This is a genomic window from Streptomyces sp. NPDC059875 (assembly GCF_042731085.1).
Taxonomy (GTDB): Bacteria; Actinomycetota; Actinomycetes; order Streptomycetales; family Streptomycetaceae; genus Streptomyces.
The window spans coordinates 164840-182445 of record NZ_JBHWJZ010000002.1 but is presented as its reverse complement, the minus strand read 5'-3'; the positions used below and the strand labels follow the sequence as shown (position 1 = coordinate 182445).

Genomic DNA, 17606 nt, shown 5'->3' with positions numbered 1-17606 from the left:
TGGATCACCGCACCGGCCCCCGGCGGCGGCGACCCGCATCGGGCCTGTCGCCCCGCTCGGTCGTGTCGCCCCGCTCGGGCCTTTCGCCCGGATCGGGCCTGTCGCGCCGGGCCGCGAAGCCGTGCGGACCGGGGTCGGTCACACCGTCGTACCGCAGCTGCCGACCGGGCTCCGCCTGCGAGCCGTCCGCCCTCGCGGCGGTCCGTACGACCAGTCCGTCGGTGACCGGCGGCGCGGCGGCGACGCGCTCGCCGGCCAGCGGCGCCAGGACCTTCAGGTCGATCCCGGCCTTGAGCTCGCCGCCGAGGGCGGACCACACGTCGCCGGCCGAGCGGCCCTCCGTGGCGCCACCGGCCACTTCGATGGGCACGGCGAGGCCCAGTTCGACCAGGCTCCCGGTGTGCAGCCGGGAGGGCAGCACATCCGTGCGGGCCAGGCACCGGAGCACCTCGGAGAGCAGTCGGTGCTCGTCCTGCGGCCGGTTGGTCCAGGCCGTGACCAGGTAGGTGAGGTCGAACCAGCGGGGCGGCGTGCGCCGCGCCACGGTCATGCCGTTCTCGTCGTACTCCTCCACCGTGCCGGTCCGCCGCCGGCCGACGTCCTCCCTGATGTCGTAGAGGAAGACGCTGATCGTCGGGGCGTTGCGGCGCGCCGCCCATTCCCGGGTGGGCGGGTCGAAGACCAGGTCGACCCCGCTCTCCGTGAGGCCGGACTCGGTGAGCAGCAGGCGGACGCCCTCGTCGATCTCGTGGATCACCGGCGTGCCACCTCGTCGGGCGGGGCGACGTTGCCGGTGACCACCAGGAAGGGTGTGGTGACCGGGGAGAAGCCGGCGCCCTTGGCGGTGATGGTGCGCGGCCCCGTCTGGTCCTTGGCGAGGATCAGCAGCTGGGCGATGAACGTCCCGTCGGCGCGGGGAAGGGTGGGCACGGCCGCCGCGGTGATGCCGGGCTTCCAGCTGAGCGTCACCGGCGTGCCGGGCGGGAAGTCCTTGCCGCGGACGGAGGTCACGAAGCCGGGCTTGCCGATGGCCGGTACGGCGATGATCTCGGGCTGGAGGATCCGTATCGGCCGGCGGGCGGTGTTGTCCTGCGGGTCGGCGTCGGTGCCGGACGTGGTGATCCTGCCCGTGACCTGGGTCGTCAGGGCCTTGTTCGGGGACAGGACGATCGTGACGACGGTGGAGGCTCCGGGCGCGAGGTCGCCGAGCGCGCAGACGCCGGCGGTGCAGCCGGCGGGCGCCTTGCCCGCCGGGATGCCGCGCGGGAGACCGAGCCGCAGGGTGAGCCCGGTGGCCAGCGCTTCACGGCCGTTGCGCACGGTGTACGTGACGACCACCTTGCCGCCGACGTAGCCCGGTTCGGGCTGGGCGTCGATGGTCAGCCCGGGGCCGGCTTCCGGCGCGGGCGTCGGCGGAGGGGGCGGCGTGGGCCTCGGGGTGGGGGTCGTCGGCGGGGGCGTCGGGGTCGTCGGGGTCGGGGTCGGGGTCGGCGTCGGGGGCTCCGGCGCGTCCTCGACGGGGACGAGGGTCCGGGTCGCGTTGTCGGCGGGGCTGCGGTCGATCACGGCCCCCGCGACCGACCAGTCGACGACCTGGTCGCCCGGGGTCACTCCGGTCAGCCGCGCGGTGACGGTCACGCTCTCCCCGGGGGCGAGGACGCCGAGGTCGCACTGCGGGGACCCGGGCTCGCACCGTCCCGCCGACGGGGTCAGCCCGTCGAGGCGTACGCCCGGGGGCACCGCGGCCGTGAAGGTGGTGCCGGGGGCGGCGGACGGGCCCTGGTTGGTGACCGTCACGGTCACCTCACCGGTCTCGCCCTCCGTGATGGGGTCGGCGGTGGGCGGGGCGGTCACCGTCAGGTTCACGGACTGCTGGTACGCCGGCTCCTTCTGACGGCCCGGCAGGGCCGTGGTCAGGGGCGTGACGGTCCCCGTCGCGAGCTCGACGGTGGACAGCGACTCCGGGGAGTTGGCCGGCCGGTCGCGGCGGGAGCTGAACACGAGTCGGCTCGCGTCCGGCGACCAGGCGACGTCGCGCGGCTGGAAGGGGCCGGTGGCGGAGGCGTCGGGGACGTCCCGCCGGCACCCGTCCGGGTCGCCGCTCCGGCCGGTGGGCAGGACGATCCGGCATCCGCCGTCGGACAGGTCGGTCAGCATGACGCCGTTGCGCTCGTTGACCCGGCCGCCGCCGTCCTTGCGGTTGAACGCGAGCCGCTTTCCGTCGGGCGAGAACGCGGGGCTGTCGTCGATGACCTGGCAGCTGCCCGGGCACATCTCGACGCTCAGGTCCCGCTGCTGGTCGAGCGCCTTCACGGGCACGGTCCAGATGTGCTTGTTGCCGCCCACGCCGTCGATGACGTGGTTACGGGTGAAGGCGAGGGTCGTGCCGTCCGAGGACCACGTCGGCTGGGCGTCGCCGCCCGTCCGACCGGCCGGCGGGCGCACCTCGTCGACGAGGGCGCCGGTCGTGGCGTCCGCGATGAGGATGCGGCCGGGGCCGGACGCGCTGCCGACGCCGCCCGGCGAGGTGCGGGTGAACGCGAGGAGCTTGCCGTCGGGCGAGAAGGTGGGGTCGGTGTCCCAGTCGCGGGGGCCGCGTCCGGCGAGCGGCATCAGGGCTTCGTTCGATCCGTCGGCGTCGGCCAGCCAGATCTGCTCGATCCGCCCGGCCTCGGGGTCGCCCTGGAAACGGGTGACGACGATCCGCCGACCGTCGGGCGTGTAGTTCTGCCGCTCGGTCCACGGGTCGTAGCCCTTGGCCGGGTTGAAGAGCGGGTCGGCCGCCGGGTCGGTGTTGGTGAGGGCGGCGGGGTCCTCCCACAGGACCTTGATCCCGAGGTCGCGCGGGTCGGAGCCGTCGGGCCGCACGTCCTGGAGGGTCGCGTGGTTCCGGGCCTGGGGGGTGATGCGGGTGACGACGACGGAGCCGCCGTTCTGCGGTCCGAGCCAGGTCGGGGAGTCGACGGCGCGGTCCTCGTAGAGGACGACCTCGGCCGTGTTCGTGGAGTGGGCGACGGCCCGGTAGACGCTGTCGTACGGGTTGGTGCAGCCGCAGGGGCCGTTGGGGCTGAGGAAGAGGATGGTGTCGCCGTCGGGCTGCCAGGCGGCGGACCGGGTGCTCCAGCCCGCCTGTTCGCCCGAGAGGAGCGGGCCGTCGGCGCCCAGGCCGGCGGTCACGCGGAGCCTCGGGCCGCTGGGCTCGCCGCCGGGCGCGGCGGTGTGGGTGTAGGCGACGAGGTCGCGGTTGACCGTGTCGTCGACGGGGTTCCAGGCGGGTTCGTCCGCGTTCCCGGCCGGACCGTCGCTGATCCGGACGGCTGCGCCGCCGTCCAGCTGCCGGGCGTAGATCTGCCGGCCGCGCAGGGGGTCGATGTCGCTGGCGTACGCGATCCTGGCGCCGTCCGGCGACACGGTGGGCGCGGTCTCGTTCACGGGGGTCTCGGTGAGGGGGCGGGCCCCGGTGCCGTCGGTGCCCACGATCCACAGGTCGCGCTGGGTGGAGCCGAGGCCGGGTTCGGCTGAGTCGAAGACCACGAACCTGCCGTCAGGGGTGAGTTCGGGGTTCGCCGCGTCCCGGTCGCTGGTCAGCTTGCGTATGCCGCCGGCGGCGTCCCGCAGGTACACCTGGGGACGCACGCCGTCGCGCAGACTGGTGAAGACGACCTGGTCCCCGCGGGCGGAGGCCTCGGTGTCGAAGTGGGCCGGGCCCGGGCCGAGCAGCGGCTCGCTCGTGGCCGGTGTGCCGGTGACGCGTCCCATGGAGCGGTGCTCGGTGCCCGCGTAGGCGATGCGGCCGATGTCGTCCGCATCCGCCGCCGCGCGGACGGGCGCGGCGACGGGCGTGGCCGCTCGCGGTGAGCTCACCGCGAGCAGCGGCACCATCACCGCCACGGCGACGGCCAGTCTTCCCAGCCGGGTACGGCCCGCCGGGCCGGGGGTGCCGGTCACGTCCACCTCGCAGTCTCGGAGTTCACCGACGAGCGTCACAGTCCAGGCCGTGCGGCGACAGGCCGTGAGTACCCGCGCCGGGGGAAGCGTCCGCTGCTCTTTCGGGCATTCATATGAGTCCGTGCCGCATGGCGTAGCCCACCGCGTGGGCGCGGTTGCGCAGTTGGAGCCGGGTGGTGACCTCGTGCAGCACGTTCTTGACGGTGCGCTCGGAGTACGAGGTCTTCTGCGCGATCTCCACGGTGTCGAAGCCCTCGGAGACCAGCCGGAGCATGTCGGCCTCCCGGGTCGTCAGGGTGGACAGGGTCAGTCCGCGCGGGTCGAGCACCGTCCGCTGGAGGCTGCTGACATGGGCGAGCAGCTTGCCCAGGAGGTCGCCGGGCAGCACGCCTTCGCCCTTGGCCAGCGCGGTGACCAGATGCACGAGGCGGTCCTGGTCGGCCTCGGCGCGGCGTAAGACGGCGGCGACCGAGCATTCGATCATCGTCTGGAGCGCCCCGGACTCGAACCGCCCGACGACGAGCCCCGTGCTCGTGGCGGTGTTGCGCTGGAGGCGGCGCAGCAGTTGCACGGTCGAGTCGTCGACCGTGTCCACCACCACCAGCGTCGCCCTTGCCTTGTCGGCGTCGGCCTCGGCCAGGAGCTCCACCTCCGGCCGCCGGCGCAGTTGCTCGACGATCCCCGCCCGAAGGATCAGGTCCTCGGCGTAGACCGAGACCGACACCCTGGCATCGCACTGATCGCTGTTTGTCATGTGTTCCACCCGTTTCCTCGTCGTCCGCCGGCCGTCAGGTATGCGGCCGGCAACTGGTTCATGTCCGGCGCCGGTCAGTGCGCCGATGGTCCGCGGGGGCACCCGCGCTGCCCGGTCGTTTGGCCCCCACGCCCTGGGGGAGGGGTGCGCTCGCGACCTAGGTTCCCGGCGTGACCACTTCTGCCGAACTCGAAATGCCGACCGTGACGGTGTCGCCCGGCGGCGAGGCGACGACCACCCTGAACGTGCGTAACGACAGCGACATCGTCGAGGCGTACACCCTCACGGTGGTCGGTGACTGCGCCGCGTGGAGCACCGTGGAACCGGCCCGCGTCTCGCTGTATCCCGGCACCTCGGAGACGGTGACGGTACGGCTCGCCCCGCCCCGCTCCCCCGAGGTCCGCGCCGGGGAGAAGCCGCTCGGTGTGCGCGTCCTGCCCGTGGAGCACCCCGAGAACGTGGTGGTGCCGGAGACCACGGTGCACGTCGAGGCGTTCCACGAGGTACGTCGGGAGTTGACGCCCCGTCGGCGGCGCGGCTGGCTCGGCGCGCGCTACCGGATCGCCCTGCGCAACCAGGGGAACACCCCGGTCTCGCTCGCGCTCGCCAGCCGGCAGGCCGGGGAGGAGCTGACTCTGCGCACCACTCCGCAGCGACAGCGTCTCGAACCCGGCGAGTCCGCCGAGATCGCGCTGAAGGCACGGGTCCGCTCGCTGATCTGGTTCGGCGAGCCGGCCAGCCGGCCCTTCGAGATCGAGGTCGCCGACGCCGCCGAGACCGACGGGGCCGACGGGTCCGACGGGGACTCGTTGAAGAGCGACCGGGAGCCTCCCGCCGCGCAGCCGGCGCATCCTGTCGGATCGGGCGTCGTCGAGGGCGAGTTCGTCCAGCTGCCGATCCTGCCGAAGTGGCTGCTGATCCTGCTCGCGGTGCTCATGGCGCTGCTGATCGCCTGGTTCGCGCTGGTCCGGCCGGCGGTGCGCAGCGCCGCGAAGGAGGCCGCCACCGCCGCGCAGAAGGAGGAGGCCGCGAAGCAGGAGAAGGCCAAGGAGGACTCGAAGGGCCAGGCCAAGCCGAGCACCAAGCCCGGTGGGCAGGAAGAGGGTTCCGGCGGGCAGGGCGACGGAGGGACCGATACCGGACCGGCCGGCACCGGGCGGGGTCAGCAGAGTTCGGCCACGATCGACGTCCAGACGGGCGCCGGTGGCAAGAAGCTGGGGACGTACCAGGTGCCCCAGGGCAAGGTGTTCGGGATCACCGACATCGTCGTGGCGAACTTCCAGGGCGACGAGGGCGTCATCACGATCTCTTTCGGAGAGCGGAAGATCACCACGATCGCGCTGGAGACTTTCCGTAATCAGGACTACCACTGGGTCACCCCCATCGACATCCCCGAGAACTCGACCGTCACCGCGGAAGTGAGCTGCGCGAAGCCGGGTACTCCGGCCACCGGAAAGCAGGCCTCCGGGTGCCATGAAGTGCTGAACGTCAGCGGCGTACTCCGTGACCTCCGACCGTGAAACGGAACGCAGGGGCATCTTTGTTCTCGCTTTCGGTGCCGGGAAGACCAGGACGATGGATTCGCCCTGAAACCAACGCCCAAATCGGTCCTCCGGTATTCGCATCGGAGATCGACGTGGCTCGATCCTTTCGGTGGCCACGGCATGCCTCCTGCCTCCCCGATCGGTTCGGGGAAGCAGCGTAGGCAGGGGCCAGTGCCGAAAAAGTGACGTCCGCTCACCGCGCGTCCGGCAGGCTCGGTCGCGCGAGCCGTTCCCGTACCTGCCGGGCGTCGGGATGTCCCAAGTGCTCGAAGAGCTCGGCGGCTTCGTGCCAGGCGACGACCGCCGCCGACGGGTCGCCCGCGGCCTCGTGGCTGTCGCCCAGGTGCGTGAGGGTGTCGGCCTGCAGGCTGATGTCCCCGATATCGCGGTAGAGGGCCAGCGCCTTCTCGTACGCGGCGAGGGCCTCGCGGTATTCACCGCGGTGGTGCCTGGCGTATCCGACACTGTCCCAGGCCGCGGCCTCGCCGTTTCGGTTCCCGGTCTCCTGATGCAGGGCGACGGCTTTTCCGCAGTCGTTCAGCGCCTGTTCATAGGAGCCGGTGAGGATATGGGTCCAGCCGATCTCGTTGAGTACGGCCGCCGCCCCCGTGCGGTGCCCCGACACGTCATAGAGAGCGGACGCCAGCCGATAGTGCTCCAGCGCCTGCGGATGGTTTCCCCTCGCATTGCTGAGAAATGCCAGATTGCGGTGGGCCGTTGCCTGTCCGTCCGGGTCACCCGAGGCGGTGAAGCGGTCCAGTGCCCGCGACAGCGTGTCGTGGGACTCCTCGTAGCGGCCCAGCCGGCAGTACGCGAATCCCAGCGTGCGCAGTGCGTACGCCTGGCCCGTGGCGTCGCCGTCCCGGCGGGCGGCGCGCAGGGCCAGTTCCTGGATGCCGCGCTGCTCCTCCCAGCGTCCTGCCCGGTCGAGGAAGAGTTCCAGGGTCGCGGCGAGTCGCCAGCAGAGGCCGTCGCCGCCGTCGCCGCCACCACCTTCGCCTTCCACGGCGGCCCGCTCGACGGCGGCGAGCAGCACCTGTCGCTGGCGGTGCAGCCACTGCGCCGCCTGCTTCTCCCCGGCCAGGTCCTCCGGCACGACACCGTCGCCCGGAGGCGCCAGGGGCACACGGTCCCGGTACGGGGCGAGGAGCGCGTCGGCCGCCTGTGCGCTGTGCAGATAGTGCTCGACCAGCCGGCGCCCGGCCCGGGTCCGTACGACGTCGTCGTCCCGGTCCTCGCTCAGCTCCTTGGCGTAGGCCCGCAGCAGTTCGTGGCAGGAGAAGCGGCCGGGCCCGTCCTCCATCAGCAGGTGACTGTCGACGAGTTCGCCGATGTGGCGGCGCGCGTCCCGTACCGGGACGCCCGCGAGGCTCGCGGCCGCGGGCACGGAGAGTTCGGGCCCCGAGTGGGCGCCGCCGAGCAGCCGGAAGAGCTGCGCGGCGGCCGGGCTGAGGGCGCGGTACGACCAGGAGAAGACGCTCCGGGCGTCGGCGCTCGCGTCGCTGCTGGTGAAGGCGTCAAGACTGCCCCGGGTGGCGCGCAGCTCCGCGGCCACGTCCGCCAGGGCGAACCGCGGGTTGAGCAGGGCGCGCGCGCCGACGATCGCGAGGGCGAGCGGCAGGTGCCCGCACAGCTCGACGATGTCCTCGGCCGCCCTGGGTTCGGCCGCGATCCGTTCCTCGCCCAGTCGTCGCGTCAGGAACTCGATCCCCTCCGCGCGGGAGAGCACTTCGAGACCGAGGAAGCGCACGGTGTGGGTGACGACGAGCCCGTCGAGGCGGTGCCGGCTGGTGATGAGCGTCAGGCAGCCGGGGGTGCCGGGGAGCAGGGGCCGCACCTGCTCGGAGTCCCGCGCGTTGTCCAGCAGGATCAGCAGGCGTCGGGGCGCGAGGAGGCTGCGGTAGAAGGCCGGGAGGGCCTCGGGGCTCTCGGGGACCCGCTGCGGCGGGACCCCGAGAGCGGATATCACCTCGCGCATGACGTCGGGTGCGCCGAGCGGAGCCATCGTGGGATGGAAGCCCCGGAGGTTCACGAAGAGCTGGCCGTCCGGGAAGCGGTGTGCCACCTCGTGGGCCCAGTGCACGGCGAGCGTGGTCTTTCCCACGCCGGCCATGCCGCTGATGGCCGCGATCGGCGCCGCGCCGGGCGCTCCGGCTGCGGGGGCGGCATCCTGGCCGCTCTCGCCCCCGTCTCCGTCCCCGTACCCGTACCCGTTGCCGTCTCCGTCCCCCTCCCCGTCCCCGTCCAGCAGCTCCCGCGAGAAGGCCAGTTCCGGTCTTCGCCCGGCGAAGGTGGCGATGTCGGAGGGCAGTTGGGCGGGGAGAAGTAAGGGAGCGGGCTGGGCCGCGGGTTCCCGGCCGGCAGCGCCTTCGGTTTCGGGGCTTTGGGGCAGCGCGGGGACCACGACGGGCACGGCCTGCCGCAGGACGCGTTCGTGGGCCGCGCGCAGCTCCGGCCCCGGGTCGACGCCGAGCTCCCCCACGAGCCGGGAGCGGACGGACTCGTGGACGGCCAGGGCCTCGGCCTGCCGGCCGAGCGCGGCGAGCACGGTGACGAGCCGGGCGTGCAGCGCCTCGTCGAAGGGGTAGTGGTGGGTGGCCTGTTGGAGCAGGGCCAGCACCCGCTCGCCGTGGGCGTGCTCCGTGGCCAGGGCGGCGTCGGCGGCCTCCTTGACCGTGGCCAGGTACTCGTGGTTGAGCGCGGTGAAGAGCGGGTGCGCGGCGACCCTCGGAGCCAGGCCGGTACCGGCCGGCCCGCCCCACATCCCGAGGGCGTCGACGAGGAGGCCCACGCCCTTCGTCACGGCGCCGCCCTGCGTCGCCCTGCGGGCGTCCTGGCGCAGGGTCCGGAAGTGCAGCAGGTCCAGCTCGCCCGGGTCGACCCGCAGCCGGTAGCCGCCGGCTCCCCGCAGCAGGCGCCGGGCGGCCGCCCGGCTCGGCAGTTCGGGTTCCAGGAGCCGTCGGAGCGCACCGACGTGGCGGTGGACCACGTTGACCGCGCTGCCGGGCGGTTCCTCCCACAGGGCGTCGATCACCTCCTGGGGGGTCAGGAGTTCCCCCGCCCTCGCCAGCAGCATGGCCAGCAGGGCCTGCTGCTTCGGGGGGCCCAGAGTGAGCTCGGTGTCCCCCCGCCAGACCCGCACCGGCCCCAGGACCCGGTAGTGCATGGTGTCGCCTCACCTCTCAGCCGGTGCCGGGCGGGCCGTGGCGGCCCGGCGGACACCGGGAACGCCGTCCGACGGCTCCGGTCGTGGATGCGCTTCGCACCCCTGTTCGCCCACGCTATGTTCCGGAGGGGGCGGGTCCACAGCGACTCATCGACGGCGTTTCAGTCACGTAACCTGTGTCGCGTCGGCCACATGGAGCCAGGTCAGGGCGGTGGACGGGCTCGGCGGGCGGCCGGACCCGCCTGATTGGATGCGGGCATGAGAACGCTTCTTTACGTCACGGACCTCGGCTATCAGGCGCGCGGCCGGCGCTACTGCGACGAGGACATCTGGCTCTCCGGGCGACTGCGCGAGGAGTTCGACGTCGCGCTCTGCCACCCCTTGGACGCCGCCGCACTGATGGACCGCTTCGACGGCGTCGTGGTGCGCAACAGCGGGCCCGTCATCCATTACCAGGAGGCGTACGACGCCTTCACCCGCGCCGCGCGCGAGGCCGGGGTGCGTGTGTTCAACTCCCTGACCGGCAAGGGGGACATGGCCGGCAAGGACTATCTCCTCCAGCTGTCGAGGGAGGGGTTTCCGGTCATTCCCACGGCCGGGCGGCGCGAGGAGTTCGAGGGGCTGCCGGAGGCGGCCGAGTACGTGGTGAAGCCGCTGCTCGGAGCGGACTCGGTCGGTCTCAGGTTCGTGGAGCGGGCGCGGCTCGGGGACGTGGATCCGGACGGGATGCTCGTCCAGCCGCGGATCCCGTTCGCGTACGAGGTGTCGTTCTACTTCGTCGGGCGGGACTTCCAGTACGCGCTGTACGCCCCGGACCCGGAGGCCCGGTGGATGCTCGAACCGTACGAACCGACCGCCGCGGACCTGGAGTTCGCGCAGCGGTTCGTCGACTGGAACGCCCTGGAGTACGGCATCCAGCGCGTCGACGCCTGCCGGGCCCCGGGCGGGGAGCTGCTGCTCGTGGAGCTGGAGGACCTCAATCCGTATCTCTCGCTCGACCTGGTGGGAGAGGCGGAACGGGAGGCGTTCGTGACCGCGATGAAGGGGTCGCTGCGGGAGCTCCTGCGCGGGTAGGGGTGCGGTCCGGGCCAGGGACCCCGGCTCAGCCCCGGACCCGGACTCGATCCCGGACCCGGCCCCGGCCCGGCTCAGCCCGGACCCGGAACCCGGACTGGTACCCGGACTCGGACGGACCCGTCACGCCGTCCGCTTGCGCGGGGTCGCCTTCTTGGCCGTCGTCTTCTTCGCCGCCGTCTTCTTCGCCGTGGACTTCGCCGTGGACTTCGCCGTCGTCTTCGCCGTGGACTTGGTGGCCTTCGCCGTGCTCTTCTTCGCGGCCGTGGCCCTCGACGTCGACTTGCGGGCCGGTGCCGCCGTCTTCTTCGCGGCCGTCTTCGCCGTGGACTTCCGCGCGCCCGTCTCCTTCGGCGTCCGCGTCGCCGTCTTGCGCGGTGCGAGCTCCGTCACCTCGGCCACGGCGCCCTCCCCGCGGGCCTCCTTCGCCGCGCGGACGCTGCTCTCGAGCGCCGCCATCAGGTCGATGACCTTGCCGCCGCCCTCCGCCTCGGGCTCCGGGGGCGCCACGCCCTCGCCGCCCTCCGCCTTCGCGGCGATCATCTGCTCGACGGCCTCCCGGTAGTCGTCGTGCAGCGTGTTGATGTCCACCTCGCCGAGCGTGGCCATCAGGGCGTCCGCCAGGTCCAGTTCGGCATCGCGGATCGCGACGGGCGTCTCCGGGGCCACCCCCTCGGGGGCACGGATCTCGTCCGGCCAGAGCAGCCCGTGCATGGCGATCACGTCGTCCACGACCCTGAGCATCCCGAGCCGCTCCCGCCCCCGCAGCGCGTACTTGGCGACCGCGACCTTGTCGCTGCGCTTGAGCGCCTCCCGCAGCAGGGTGTACGGCTTGGCGGCCGGCACGCCGCTCGCGGAGAGGTAGTAGGCGGCGTCCATCTGGAGCGGGTCGATCTCCCCGGCCGGCACGAAGGCCACGATCTCGATCGTCTTCGCCGTCGGCAGCGGCATGGCCGCCAGGTCCTCGTCGGTGATCGGGATCATGGTGCCGTCGGCGTCCTCGTACGCCTTGCCGATCTCCGCCTGGGAGACCTCCTGGCCGTCCAGCTCGCACACCTTGCGGTAGCGGATGCGGCCACCGTCCTCGGCGTGGATCTGGCGGAAGGACACGGACCGGCTCTCGGTGGCGTTCACCAGCTTGATCGGGATGCTGACCAGGCCGAAGGAAATGGCGCCGTTCCATATGGATCGCACGTTTCATCCCTTTCGCATGCAATGACCGGGTTCGTAAGAGATTCTCATCGTATGACGCCGATCACAGAGGTGGAGGGGCGGCGCCTGGCGCTCAGCAACCTGGAGAAGATCCTCCACCCCGCCACCGGCACCACCAAGGGCGAGCTGCTGCACTACTACGCCACCGTCGGGGCCGCGCTCCTCCCCCATCTGCGCGACCGCCCGGTGTCCTTCCTGCGCTACCCGGACGGTCCCGAGGGGCAGCTCTTCTTCACCAAGAACCCGCCGCCCGGCACGCCCGCCTGGGTGAAGACCACCCCGGTGCCGCGCTCCGAGGACCCGCGCGCCCGGCAGGTGATGATCCAGGACCTGCCCTCGCTGATGTGGGCGGCGAACCTGGTGGTGGAGTTCCACACCCCGCAGTGGCGGGCCGACTCCCCCGCCGTCGCCGACCGGCTCGTGTTCGACCTCGACCCCGGGCCGCCCGCGACCGTCGTGGAGTGCTGCCGGGTGGCGCTCTGGCTGCGCGAGCGGCTCGCGGCGGACGGCCTGGAGGCGTTCGCGAAGACCTCCGGCGCCAAGGGCCTGCATCTGCTCGTACCGGTGGAGCCGACGCCGTCCGAGGAGGTGTCGGCGTACGCGAAGCAGCTCGCGGTCCGGGCCGAGGCGGACCACCCCTCCCTGGTCGTGCACCGGATGGCACGGGCCCTGCGGCCGGGGAAGGTCTTCGTCGACTTCAGCCAGAACGCCGCCGCCAAGACCACCGCCACGCCCTACACCCTGCGGGCCCGGCCGCGGCCGACCGTCTCCGCGCCGGTGACCTGGGAGGAGGTCGAGGCATGCGGGGACCCCGGGCAGCTCGTCCTGCTGATGGACGACATCGCGCCACGTCTGGAGCGGTACGGGGATCTGCTCGCGCCGCTCTTCGACCCCGACCGGGCCGGACCCGTGCCCTGACGGCCCGCGTAACTCCAGATCACCGTCGTTCCAGATCACCGTCGTTCCAGGTCACCGTCGTTCCAGGTCACCGTCGTTCCAGGTCACCGTCGTTCCACGTGCCGCCGCCCCCACCCGGTCGCCCCAGGCCCCGCCTGATCATTCGAAATCGGCGGAGGACTCCTCGGGCGTCAGGTCCGCACGCAGCCGCAGCCACGACGCCTGGCGCAACAGCCCTGCCCGGGTGCGGACGGCGTACCGGACCTCGCCCACCAGGCGCGGCAGGACCCAGTGCGCCCCGGTCACCGGCGGCACCTCGGAGAACGGGCACTCCTCGATCTCGGCGGCGTACAGCAGCCGGGCAAGGGCGGCGCGCTCGGACTCGCTCCAGCCGGTGCCCACGGCTCCGACGTAGCGCAGCCCGCCGGCGTGACGCTGTCCCATGAGGACCGATCCCGGCATGCCGGACAGCCGGCCGCCGCCGGGCAGCCAGCCGCCGATGACGACGTCCGCGGTGCGCATGTTGCGGATCTTGATCCAGTTCCGTGACCGCGCTCCGGGCTCGTACCGGGAGGTGATCCGCTTGCAGACGAGCCCCTCCAGACCGTGCTCGCGGGTCGCCCTGAGCGCCTCCTCGCCGTGGCCCACCAGGGCGCGCGGCGTCGACCAGGCCGGGCCGTCCAGCGCCAGCCGTTCGAGCTCCTGCCGCCGCTGCGCCCAGGGCAGGCCGGTCAGCAGCCGTCCGTCCAGGAACACCACGTCGAACAGGACGGCGTGGACCGGTTCCCGTACGGCCAGTCGCCGTGCCCGTGCGGGAGAGCCCGCGAGGCCCATGCGGGGCTGGAGCCGGGCGAAGTCGCTGCGCCCCTTCTCGTCGAGCACGACGATCTCCGCGTCCAGCACGGCCGCCCGGCCAGCGGGCAGCGCCCGGCCCAGCGGCAGGAGTTCCGGATAGGCGGCGGAGACGTCCTCGCCGGACCGCGAGCGCACCACGAGCGTGCCGTCACCCGCGAGATAGAGCATCGCCCTTTGGCCATCTTGCTTGGTCTCGAAGGCCCACTCGGCGTGCCTCCCGGGGGGTGGCAGCGGGCCGGGCGTGGCGAGCATCGGCGCGATACGAGGAAGATCCACGGCTCAGTCCTCACCCGAGGGGGCCACCGCTACTCCCGGATCGCGGCCGATTCAGCCATGAGGCACACGGAACCGGCGGTTCAACGGCTCGTCGCGGCCGACGCCTCCCGAGGCGACTCCCCGCTCGACTCCGCGGGCGACCTCGCGAGCATTCCCTTGGCAATTCCCACGGGCAACTGCCCGAGCACGCCGGGCAGGTGGCGCAAAGCGTGCGCCCTCGGCGCTCTTCGCGCGTCGCCTCCGGTCAGCGGGTCCTGGTTGGCGGGGCTGTGGTGCACACTTGCTGCCTGGTACAGCGCTCACGGGGAAGGCGGCGGCCGGCATGCTGACGGGGATCGAGGAGGTCGACTGGGCCTCGCTGGGCCATGCCTACGGCCCCGCGGACGATGTGCCGGGGCTGCTGCGCGGACTCGCCTCGGAGGATGCGGCGGAGCGCGAGCTCGCCCTGGACGGGATGTACGGCGCGGTGCACCACCAGGGCGACGTGTACGACTCCACGCTCGCCTGCATCCCCTTCCTGCTCGAACTCGTCGCCGATCCGAAGGTCCAGGACCGGGGCGGCATCGTCGAGTTGCTGACCAGCATCGGCGGGATCGACCTGAGCGGCGACGACGAGCTGGACCAACTCGATCCGGACGACGAGGAGTTCATCCCCGCCGCCAACTACGCGATGGCGGCCGCTGCCGTCGCCGCCGGAGCCGACGTCTTCCTCGGGCTCGTCGAGGACCCGGATCCCGAGGTGCGGCTGGCCGCCCCCTGCGCGCTCGCCTCGCTGCACCCCGACCCGGCCCGGGTCCTGACCCTGCTGCGGGAGCGGCTGACGGTCGAGTGCGACACGGAGGTGCGGCTCGCCCTGGTGGAGGCCGTCGGGCGGATCGCGCGCCGGCACGAGTCGCTGCGGGCCGAGACCGTCGAGTGGCTCGGCTGGCTCGCCCGCGCGGCCCAGGCGCCCGGGCTGCGGCTCGCCGCCCTCACCCAGCTCGCCCGGTGCGCACCGGGCGAGGTCCCCGACGACGTCGTGGAGCGGGTGACGGAGCTGCTCGACGAGGTGCGGAGCGCGCCCGCCGGGCCGGCCGCCCCCGAGCGGCCGTCCACGCCCACCCTCATCGGGCAGGTCCGCGAGCTGTTCGAGGAGTACTCCGCAGGCCGCCCGACCCCGTGGACCGACGAGCTGATGCGCACGCTCCACACCGCCCTCGACGACCGCGTGGAGGACCGGATCGCGCTGGTCCTCGCCCAGCTGCGCAGCCCCGACCGCTCTCAGAGAGCGGAGGCGATCTGGCTGTGCGGTGGGCTGATACGGGTGTGGCGCGGGCGGTACGAGGAGGTGGTGCGCCTCGTCGGGGCGCAGCTGGCCGAACCCGAGCCGCGGCTGCGCGAGGCCGCCGCCACGTTCCTCGAGGGGCTGTTCGAGCTGACCGGTCCCGCGACCGACGCCCTCGCGACGCGGCTCGCGGCCCAGGAGTCCGGGGCGTCCGGGGCGTCGGGAGCGTCCGACGGCCGCGGCAGGGAGCTGCTCGCCCTCGCCCGGTCCGGGGATCCGCGCGCGGTGCCGCTGCTCGCCCGGGCCCTGGGGGAGCCGGAGGTCCGGCGGGATCTGCTGTACGCGGTGCCCACGCTGGGCCCCGCCGCCGTCCCGCTCGCCTCCGCGCTGCGCCGCCGCCTGGCGCGGGTCGAGCTGGACGACCGGCTGTACGAGCAGGCGGCGCCGCTCCTCTTCGCGCTGGCCTCGGTGCGGGGCGTCCAGGCCCTGCCCGAGGTCCTGCGGGTGCTGCGCGGGGCGCCGTCGAACCGCAGGGACTGGGTGCAGGAGGCGGCGCTGCGGGCGCTCGCGGCCTTCGGGCCCGCCGCCCGGGAGGCGCTGCCGGACGTACGGGCCCTGCTGGACAGCGACGCGGCCGCGGTCTCGGCGCAGGCGGCGCTCGCGCTGTGGTCGGTGGAGGGCGACCGCGGGGCGGTGCTGCCCGCTCTGGAGGTCCGGCTGCGGCCGGGCGCGCCGGAGGCCGACCGGTGCGTGGCCGCTCGGGCCCTGGGCGTGATCGGCCCGGCCGCGGCCGGCTGCGCGCCGGCCCTGCTTCCCGGTCTCGCGGCGCGTGACCTGTGGGTGCGGGTGCGGTGCGCGACGGCGCTGTGGCGGGTGTCGGGGGACGTGGCCTCGGCGCTCCCCGTGCTCATGGCGGCCTGGGAGGAGAACCGGCACGCGCGCGTGGACATCGCCGAGTGCCTGGCGGAGATGGGCCCCGCGGCCTCGGCGGCGGAGGGGCTGATCCGTGCGGAAGTGGCCCGGAGTCGCCGCCACAACGTCCGCGAGAGCGGCTACAGCAGCCATGACGTGCACGAGGACGAGAAGCTGCTCACGTTCTGCCGGGCGGCGCTCGACCGGATGGAGCTTTGAATCCTCCCCTCCCTGATGGGAGGGGATTCCTGGCTCAGGCCGCCTCCTGGGGCAGCGCTCCAGGAGGTCTTCCGCCATCGGCACCAGCCGGGTTGAGACCAGCCCGGACGAGCATCACGCGTGCGGAGTTCTTGTCCCGTGGGGACACGGTTCCGCACGCGGCGCAGGTGTAGGTGCGCTCACCCAGCGGCAGTGCGTGCTTGGCTCTCGCATCGCAGTGCGCGCAGTCCATCGTGGTGTGCGCGGGGTGAACGAGGCGGATGTCCCGCCCGTGCTTGCGGCCCATCTCGATCAAAGCAGCCTTGGTTGCGCCGATGGCGGCGTCAGCGGCCTTGCGGGCCATCGTGGTCCTGGCCAGGAACTTCGGACGGAAGTCCTCCACAGCGAGGACGTCGTGGTCGCGGACAACCTTCTTGGCCCACTTGCGACCGGTGTCCTCGCGCTGCCTCGCGACCTTCTTGTACGCCTTCGCCCGCAGCTTCTTCGCCTCGCGATAGCCTTTCGATCCGGGCCGGCCCTTCTTCGGCTTGCGGCGGGCCATCATCCGGTCGTACCGAGTCAGCTTCTCCTTCGCCTTCTTGCCGTGCTCGGCGTGTGGCAAGTCGTGCGCGTCGGACGTGGTGGTCGCGGTCTCCTTCACACCCCAGTCGACGCCGAGTGCGCGGCCGGTCTCGGGCAGGTGCTGGACCTGGGCGGGCACGATGAACGAGCAGTACCAGTGCCCGAGGCTGTCCTGGTACACGCGCACCGAGGAAGGCTCAGCCGGCAATTCCCGCGACCACACCACTGTCACGACGATGCCCCCGGCCAGGTGCAGCCGGCCGCCCTTCAGGCGGAACCCGCGCCTGGTGTAGTTGAGGGTCGGCAACGCCTCGCGCTTGGTCTTCCACTTTGGCATCCCGGCCCGGCGTGCCAAAGGCAGGCGCTCTTTGATGTCCTTGTGCGCCTTCGCGCGGGAGCGGCCGAAGTCCCGGATGAGCTGCTGCTGGAGAACCGACGAGCCCTCACGCAGCCACTGCGTACGGGCCCGGGCCTCGGTCAGCATCCTGTCGAGCTGCGCCGGACCGCACGTCTGCTTCTGCCCGGTGGCCTTGTTGCGCAGGTGTACGGCCTTGGACTTGGCAACACATTCGTTCCACACCCACCGGCACCGGTCCCACTCCGCCGTCAGGGCGGTGCGGGCGATGGACGACACGCGCAGCCGGTAGGTGTAGCGGGCGTGCCCGGCCTCTGCAATCGCCCTCACCCGCGTCATCCCGCCCCCTTCACGGTCCCCCGAATCGGGCGCCATGGCATCCCGAACCCTCCGAAGGACCATACGTACGACAGCCGCACACATGCACCCCGATCCCACGACCGCCACCCCAACCAGCGATCACAGGCACACGCGTTCGCATCACCTCGGCGGTACGACAGCGGTACGGGCGCTCCGCGCCCCGAACCGGATGCGGCGACGCTCCGCGCCGCAACACCCGGATGCGATTC

Annotated in this window: 11 protein-coding genes; 4 read left to right on the top strand and 7 right to left on the bottom strand. The window is 72.8% G+C overall.

Features of this window, described 5'->3' with window-relative positions:
• Positions 1 to 4: 4 nt before the first annotated feature.
• The 3 genes from ACFV9D_RS02765 to ACFV9D_RS02755 all read right to left on the bottom strand — a co-directional run bounded on the left by ACFV9D_RS02765 (position 5) and on the right by ACFV9D_RS02755 (position 4702).
• Positions 5 to 757, bottom strand: coding sequence for a DUF4255 domain-containing protein (locus ACFV9D_RS02765; RefSeq protein ID WP_385139830.1), 753 nt, complete (start codon positions 755 to 757; stop codon positions 5 to 7).
• Positions 754 to 3948, bottom strand: a complete 3195-nt coding sequence (locus tag ACFV9D_RS02760) for a hypothetical protein (RefSeq protein ID WP_385139828.1) — start codon at positions 3946 to 3948, stop codon at positions 754 to 756. Before ACFV9D_RS02760 ends, ACFV9D_RS02765 begins: the two co-directional genes overlap by 4 nt.
• 109 nt (positions 3949 to 4057) lie before the next feature.
• Entirely contained in the window at positions 4058 to 4702 is a 645-nt protein-coding gene (locus ACFV9D_RS02755) for a response regulator transcription factor (RefSeq protein ID WP_385139825.1), read from the bottom strand.
• A 194-nt stretch (positions 4703 to 4896) separates the two neighbouring features.
• On the opposite strand from ACFV9D_RS02755, the gene ACFV9D_RS02750 reads away from it, so the two are divergent.
• Entirely contained in the window at positions 4897 to 6222 is a 1326-nt protein-coding gene (locus tag ACFV9D_RS02750) for a hydrolytic protein (RefSeq protein ID WP_385140443.1), read from the top strand.
• A 217-nt stretch (positions 6223 to 6439) separates the two neighbouring features.
• Here the strand turns inward: ACFV9D_RS02750 and ACFV9D_RS02745 are convergent, their stop codons facing one another.
• On the bottom strand, positions 6440 to 9412 hold the full coding sequence (locus tag ACFV9D_RS02745) for a BTAD domain-containing putative transcriptional regulator (RefSeq protein ID WP_385139822.1): 2973 nt from the start codon (positions 9410 to 9412) through the stop codon (positions 6440 to 6442).
• A gap of 258 nt (positions 9413 to 9670) precedes the next feature.
• Between ACFV9D_RS02745 and ACFV9D_RS02740 the strand changes: the two genes are divergently transcribed.
• Positions 9671 to 10486 carry a hypothetical protein gene (locus ACFV9D_RS02740; protein ID WP_385139819.1) on the top strand — a complete coding sequence of 272 codons (816 nt, stop codon included), beginning with the start codon at positions 9671 to 9673 and terminating at the stop codon, positions 10484 to 10486.
• Positions 10487 to 10609: 123 nt separating this feature from the next.
• Here ACFV9D_RS02740 and ACFV9D_RS02735 read toward each other — a convergent pair whose 3' ends face one another.
• Positions 10610 to 11680, bottom strand: coding sequence for a Ku protein (locus ACFV9D_RS02735; RefSeq protein ID WP_385139817.1), 1071 nt, complete (start codon positions 11678 to 11680; stop codon positions 10610 to 10612).
• A 51-nt stretch (positions 11681 to 11731) separates the two neighbouring features.
• Here ACFV9D_RS02735 and ligD point away from each other — a divergent pair, with 51 nt between their 5' ends.
• The gene (gene ligD / locus ACFV9D_RS02730; protein ID WP_385139814.1) at positions 11732 to 12616 is read left to right on the top strand and encodes a non-homologous end-joining DNA ligase; all 885 of its coding nucleotides are present in this window, start codon (positions 11732 to 11734) and stop codon (positions 12614 to 12616) included.
• A 138-nt stretch (positions 12617 to 12754) separates the two neighbouring features.
• On the opposite strand, the gene ACFV9D_RS02725 is transcribed toward ligD, so the two are convergent.
• Entirely contained in the window at positions 12755 to 13726 is a 972-nt protein-coding gene (locus ACFV9D_RS02725; RefSeq protein ID WP_385139811.1) for an ATP-dependent DNA ligase, read from the bottom strand.
• A gap of 322 nt (positions 13727 to 14048) precedes the next feature.
• Between ACFV9D_RS02725 and ACFV9D_RS02720 the strand changes: the two genes are divergently transcribed.
• The gene (locus tag ACFV9D_RS02720) at positions 14049 to 16121 is read left to right on the top strand and encodes a PBS lyase (RefSeq protein WP_385140440.1); all 2073 of its coding nucleotides are present in this window, start codon (positions 14049 to 14051) and stop codon (positions 16119 to 16121) included.
• 34 nt (positions 16122 to 16155) lie between these two features.
• On the opposite strand, the gene ACFV9D_RS02715 is transcribed toward ACFV9D_RS02720, so the two are convergent.
• On the bottom strand, positions 16156 to 17367 hold the full coding sequence (locus ACFV9D_RS02715; RefSeq protein WP_385139808.1) for an RNA-guided endonuclease InsQ/TnpB family protein: 1212 nt from the start codon (positions 17365 to 17367) through the stop codon (positions 16156 to 16158).
• Positions 17368 to 17606 lie beyond the last annotated feature (239 nt).

Bases quoted from the DNA above. Each gene is read 5' to 3' on its own strand.
- ACFV9D_RS02755 (WP_385139825.1), bottom strand. From the start codon at position 4,702: ATGACAAACAGCGATCAGTGCGATGCCAGGGTGTCGGTCTCGGTCTAC.
- ACFV9D_RS02750 (WP_385140443.1), top strand. From the start codon at position 4,897: ATGCCGACCGTGACGGTGTCGCCCGGCGGCGAGGCGACGACCACCCTG.
- ACFV9D_RS02745 (WP_385139822.1), bottom strand. From the start codon at position 9,412: ATGCACTACCGGGTCCTGGGGCCGGTGCGGGTCTGGCGGGGGGACACC.
- ACFV9D_RS02740 (WP_385139819.1), top strand. From the start codon at position 9,671: ATGAGAACGCTTCTTTACGTCACGGACCTCGGCTATCAGGCGCGCGGC.
- ligD (WP_385139814.1), top strand. From the start codon at position 11,732: ATGACGCCGATCACAGAGGTGGAGGGGCGGCGCCTGGCGCTCAGCAAC.
- ACFV9D_RS02720 (WP_385140440.1), top strand. From the start codon at position 14,049: ATGCTGACGGGGATCGAGGAGGTCGACTGGGCCTCGCTGGGCCATGCC.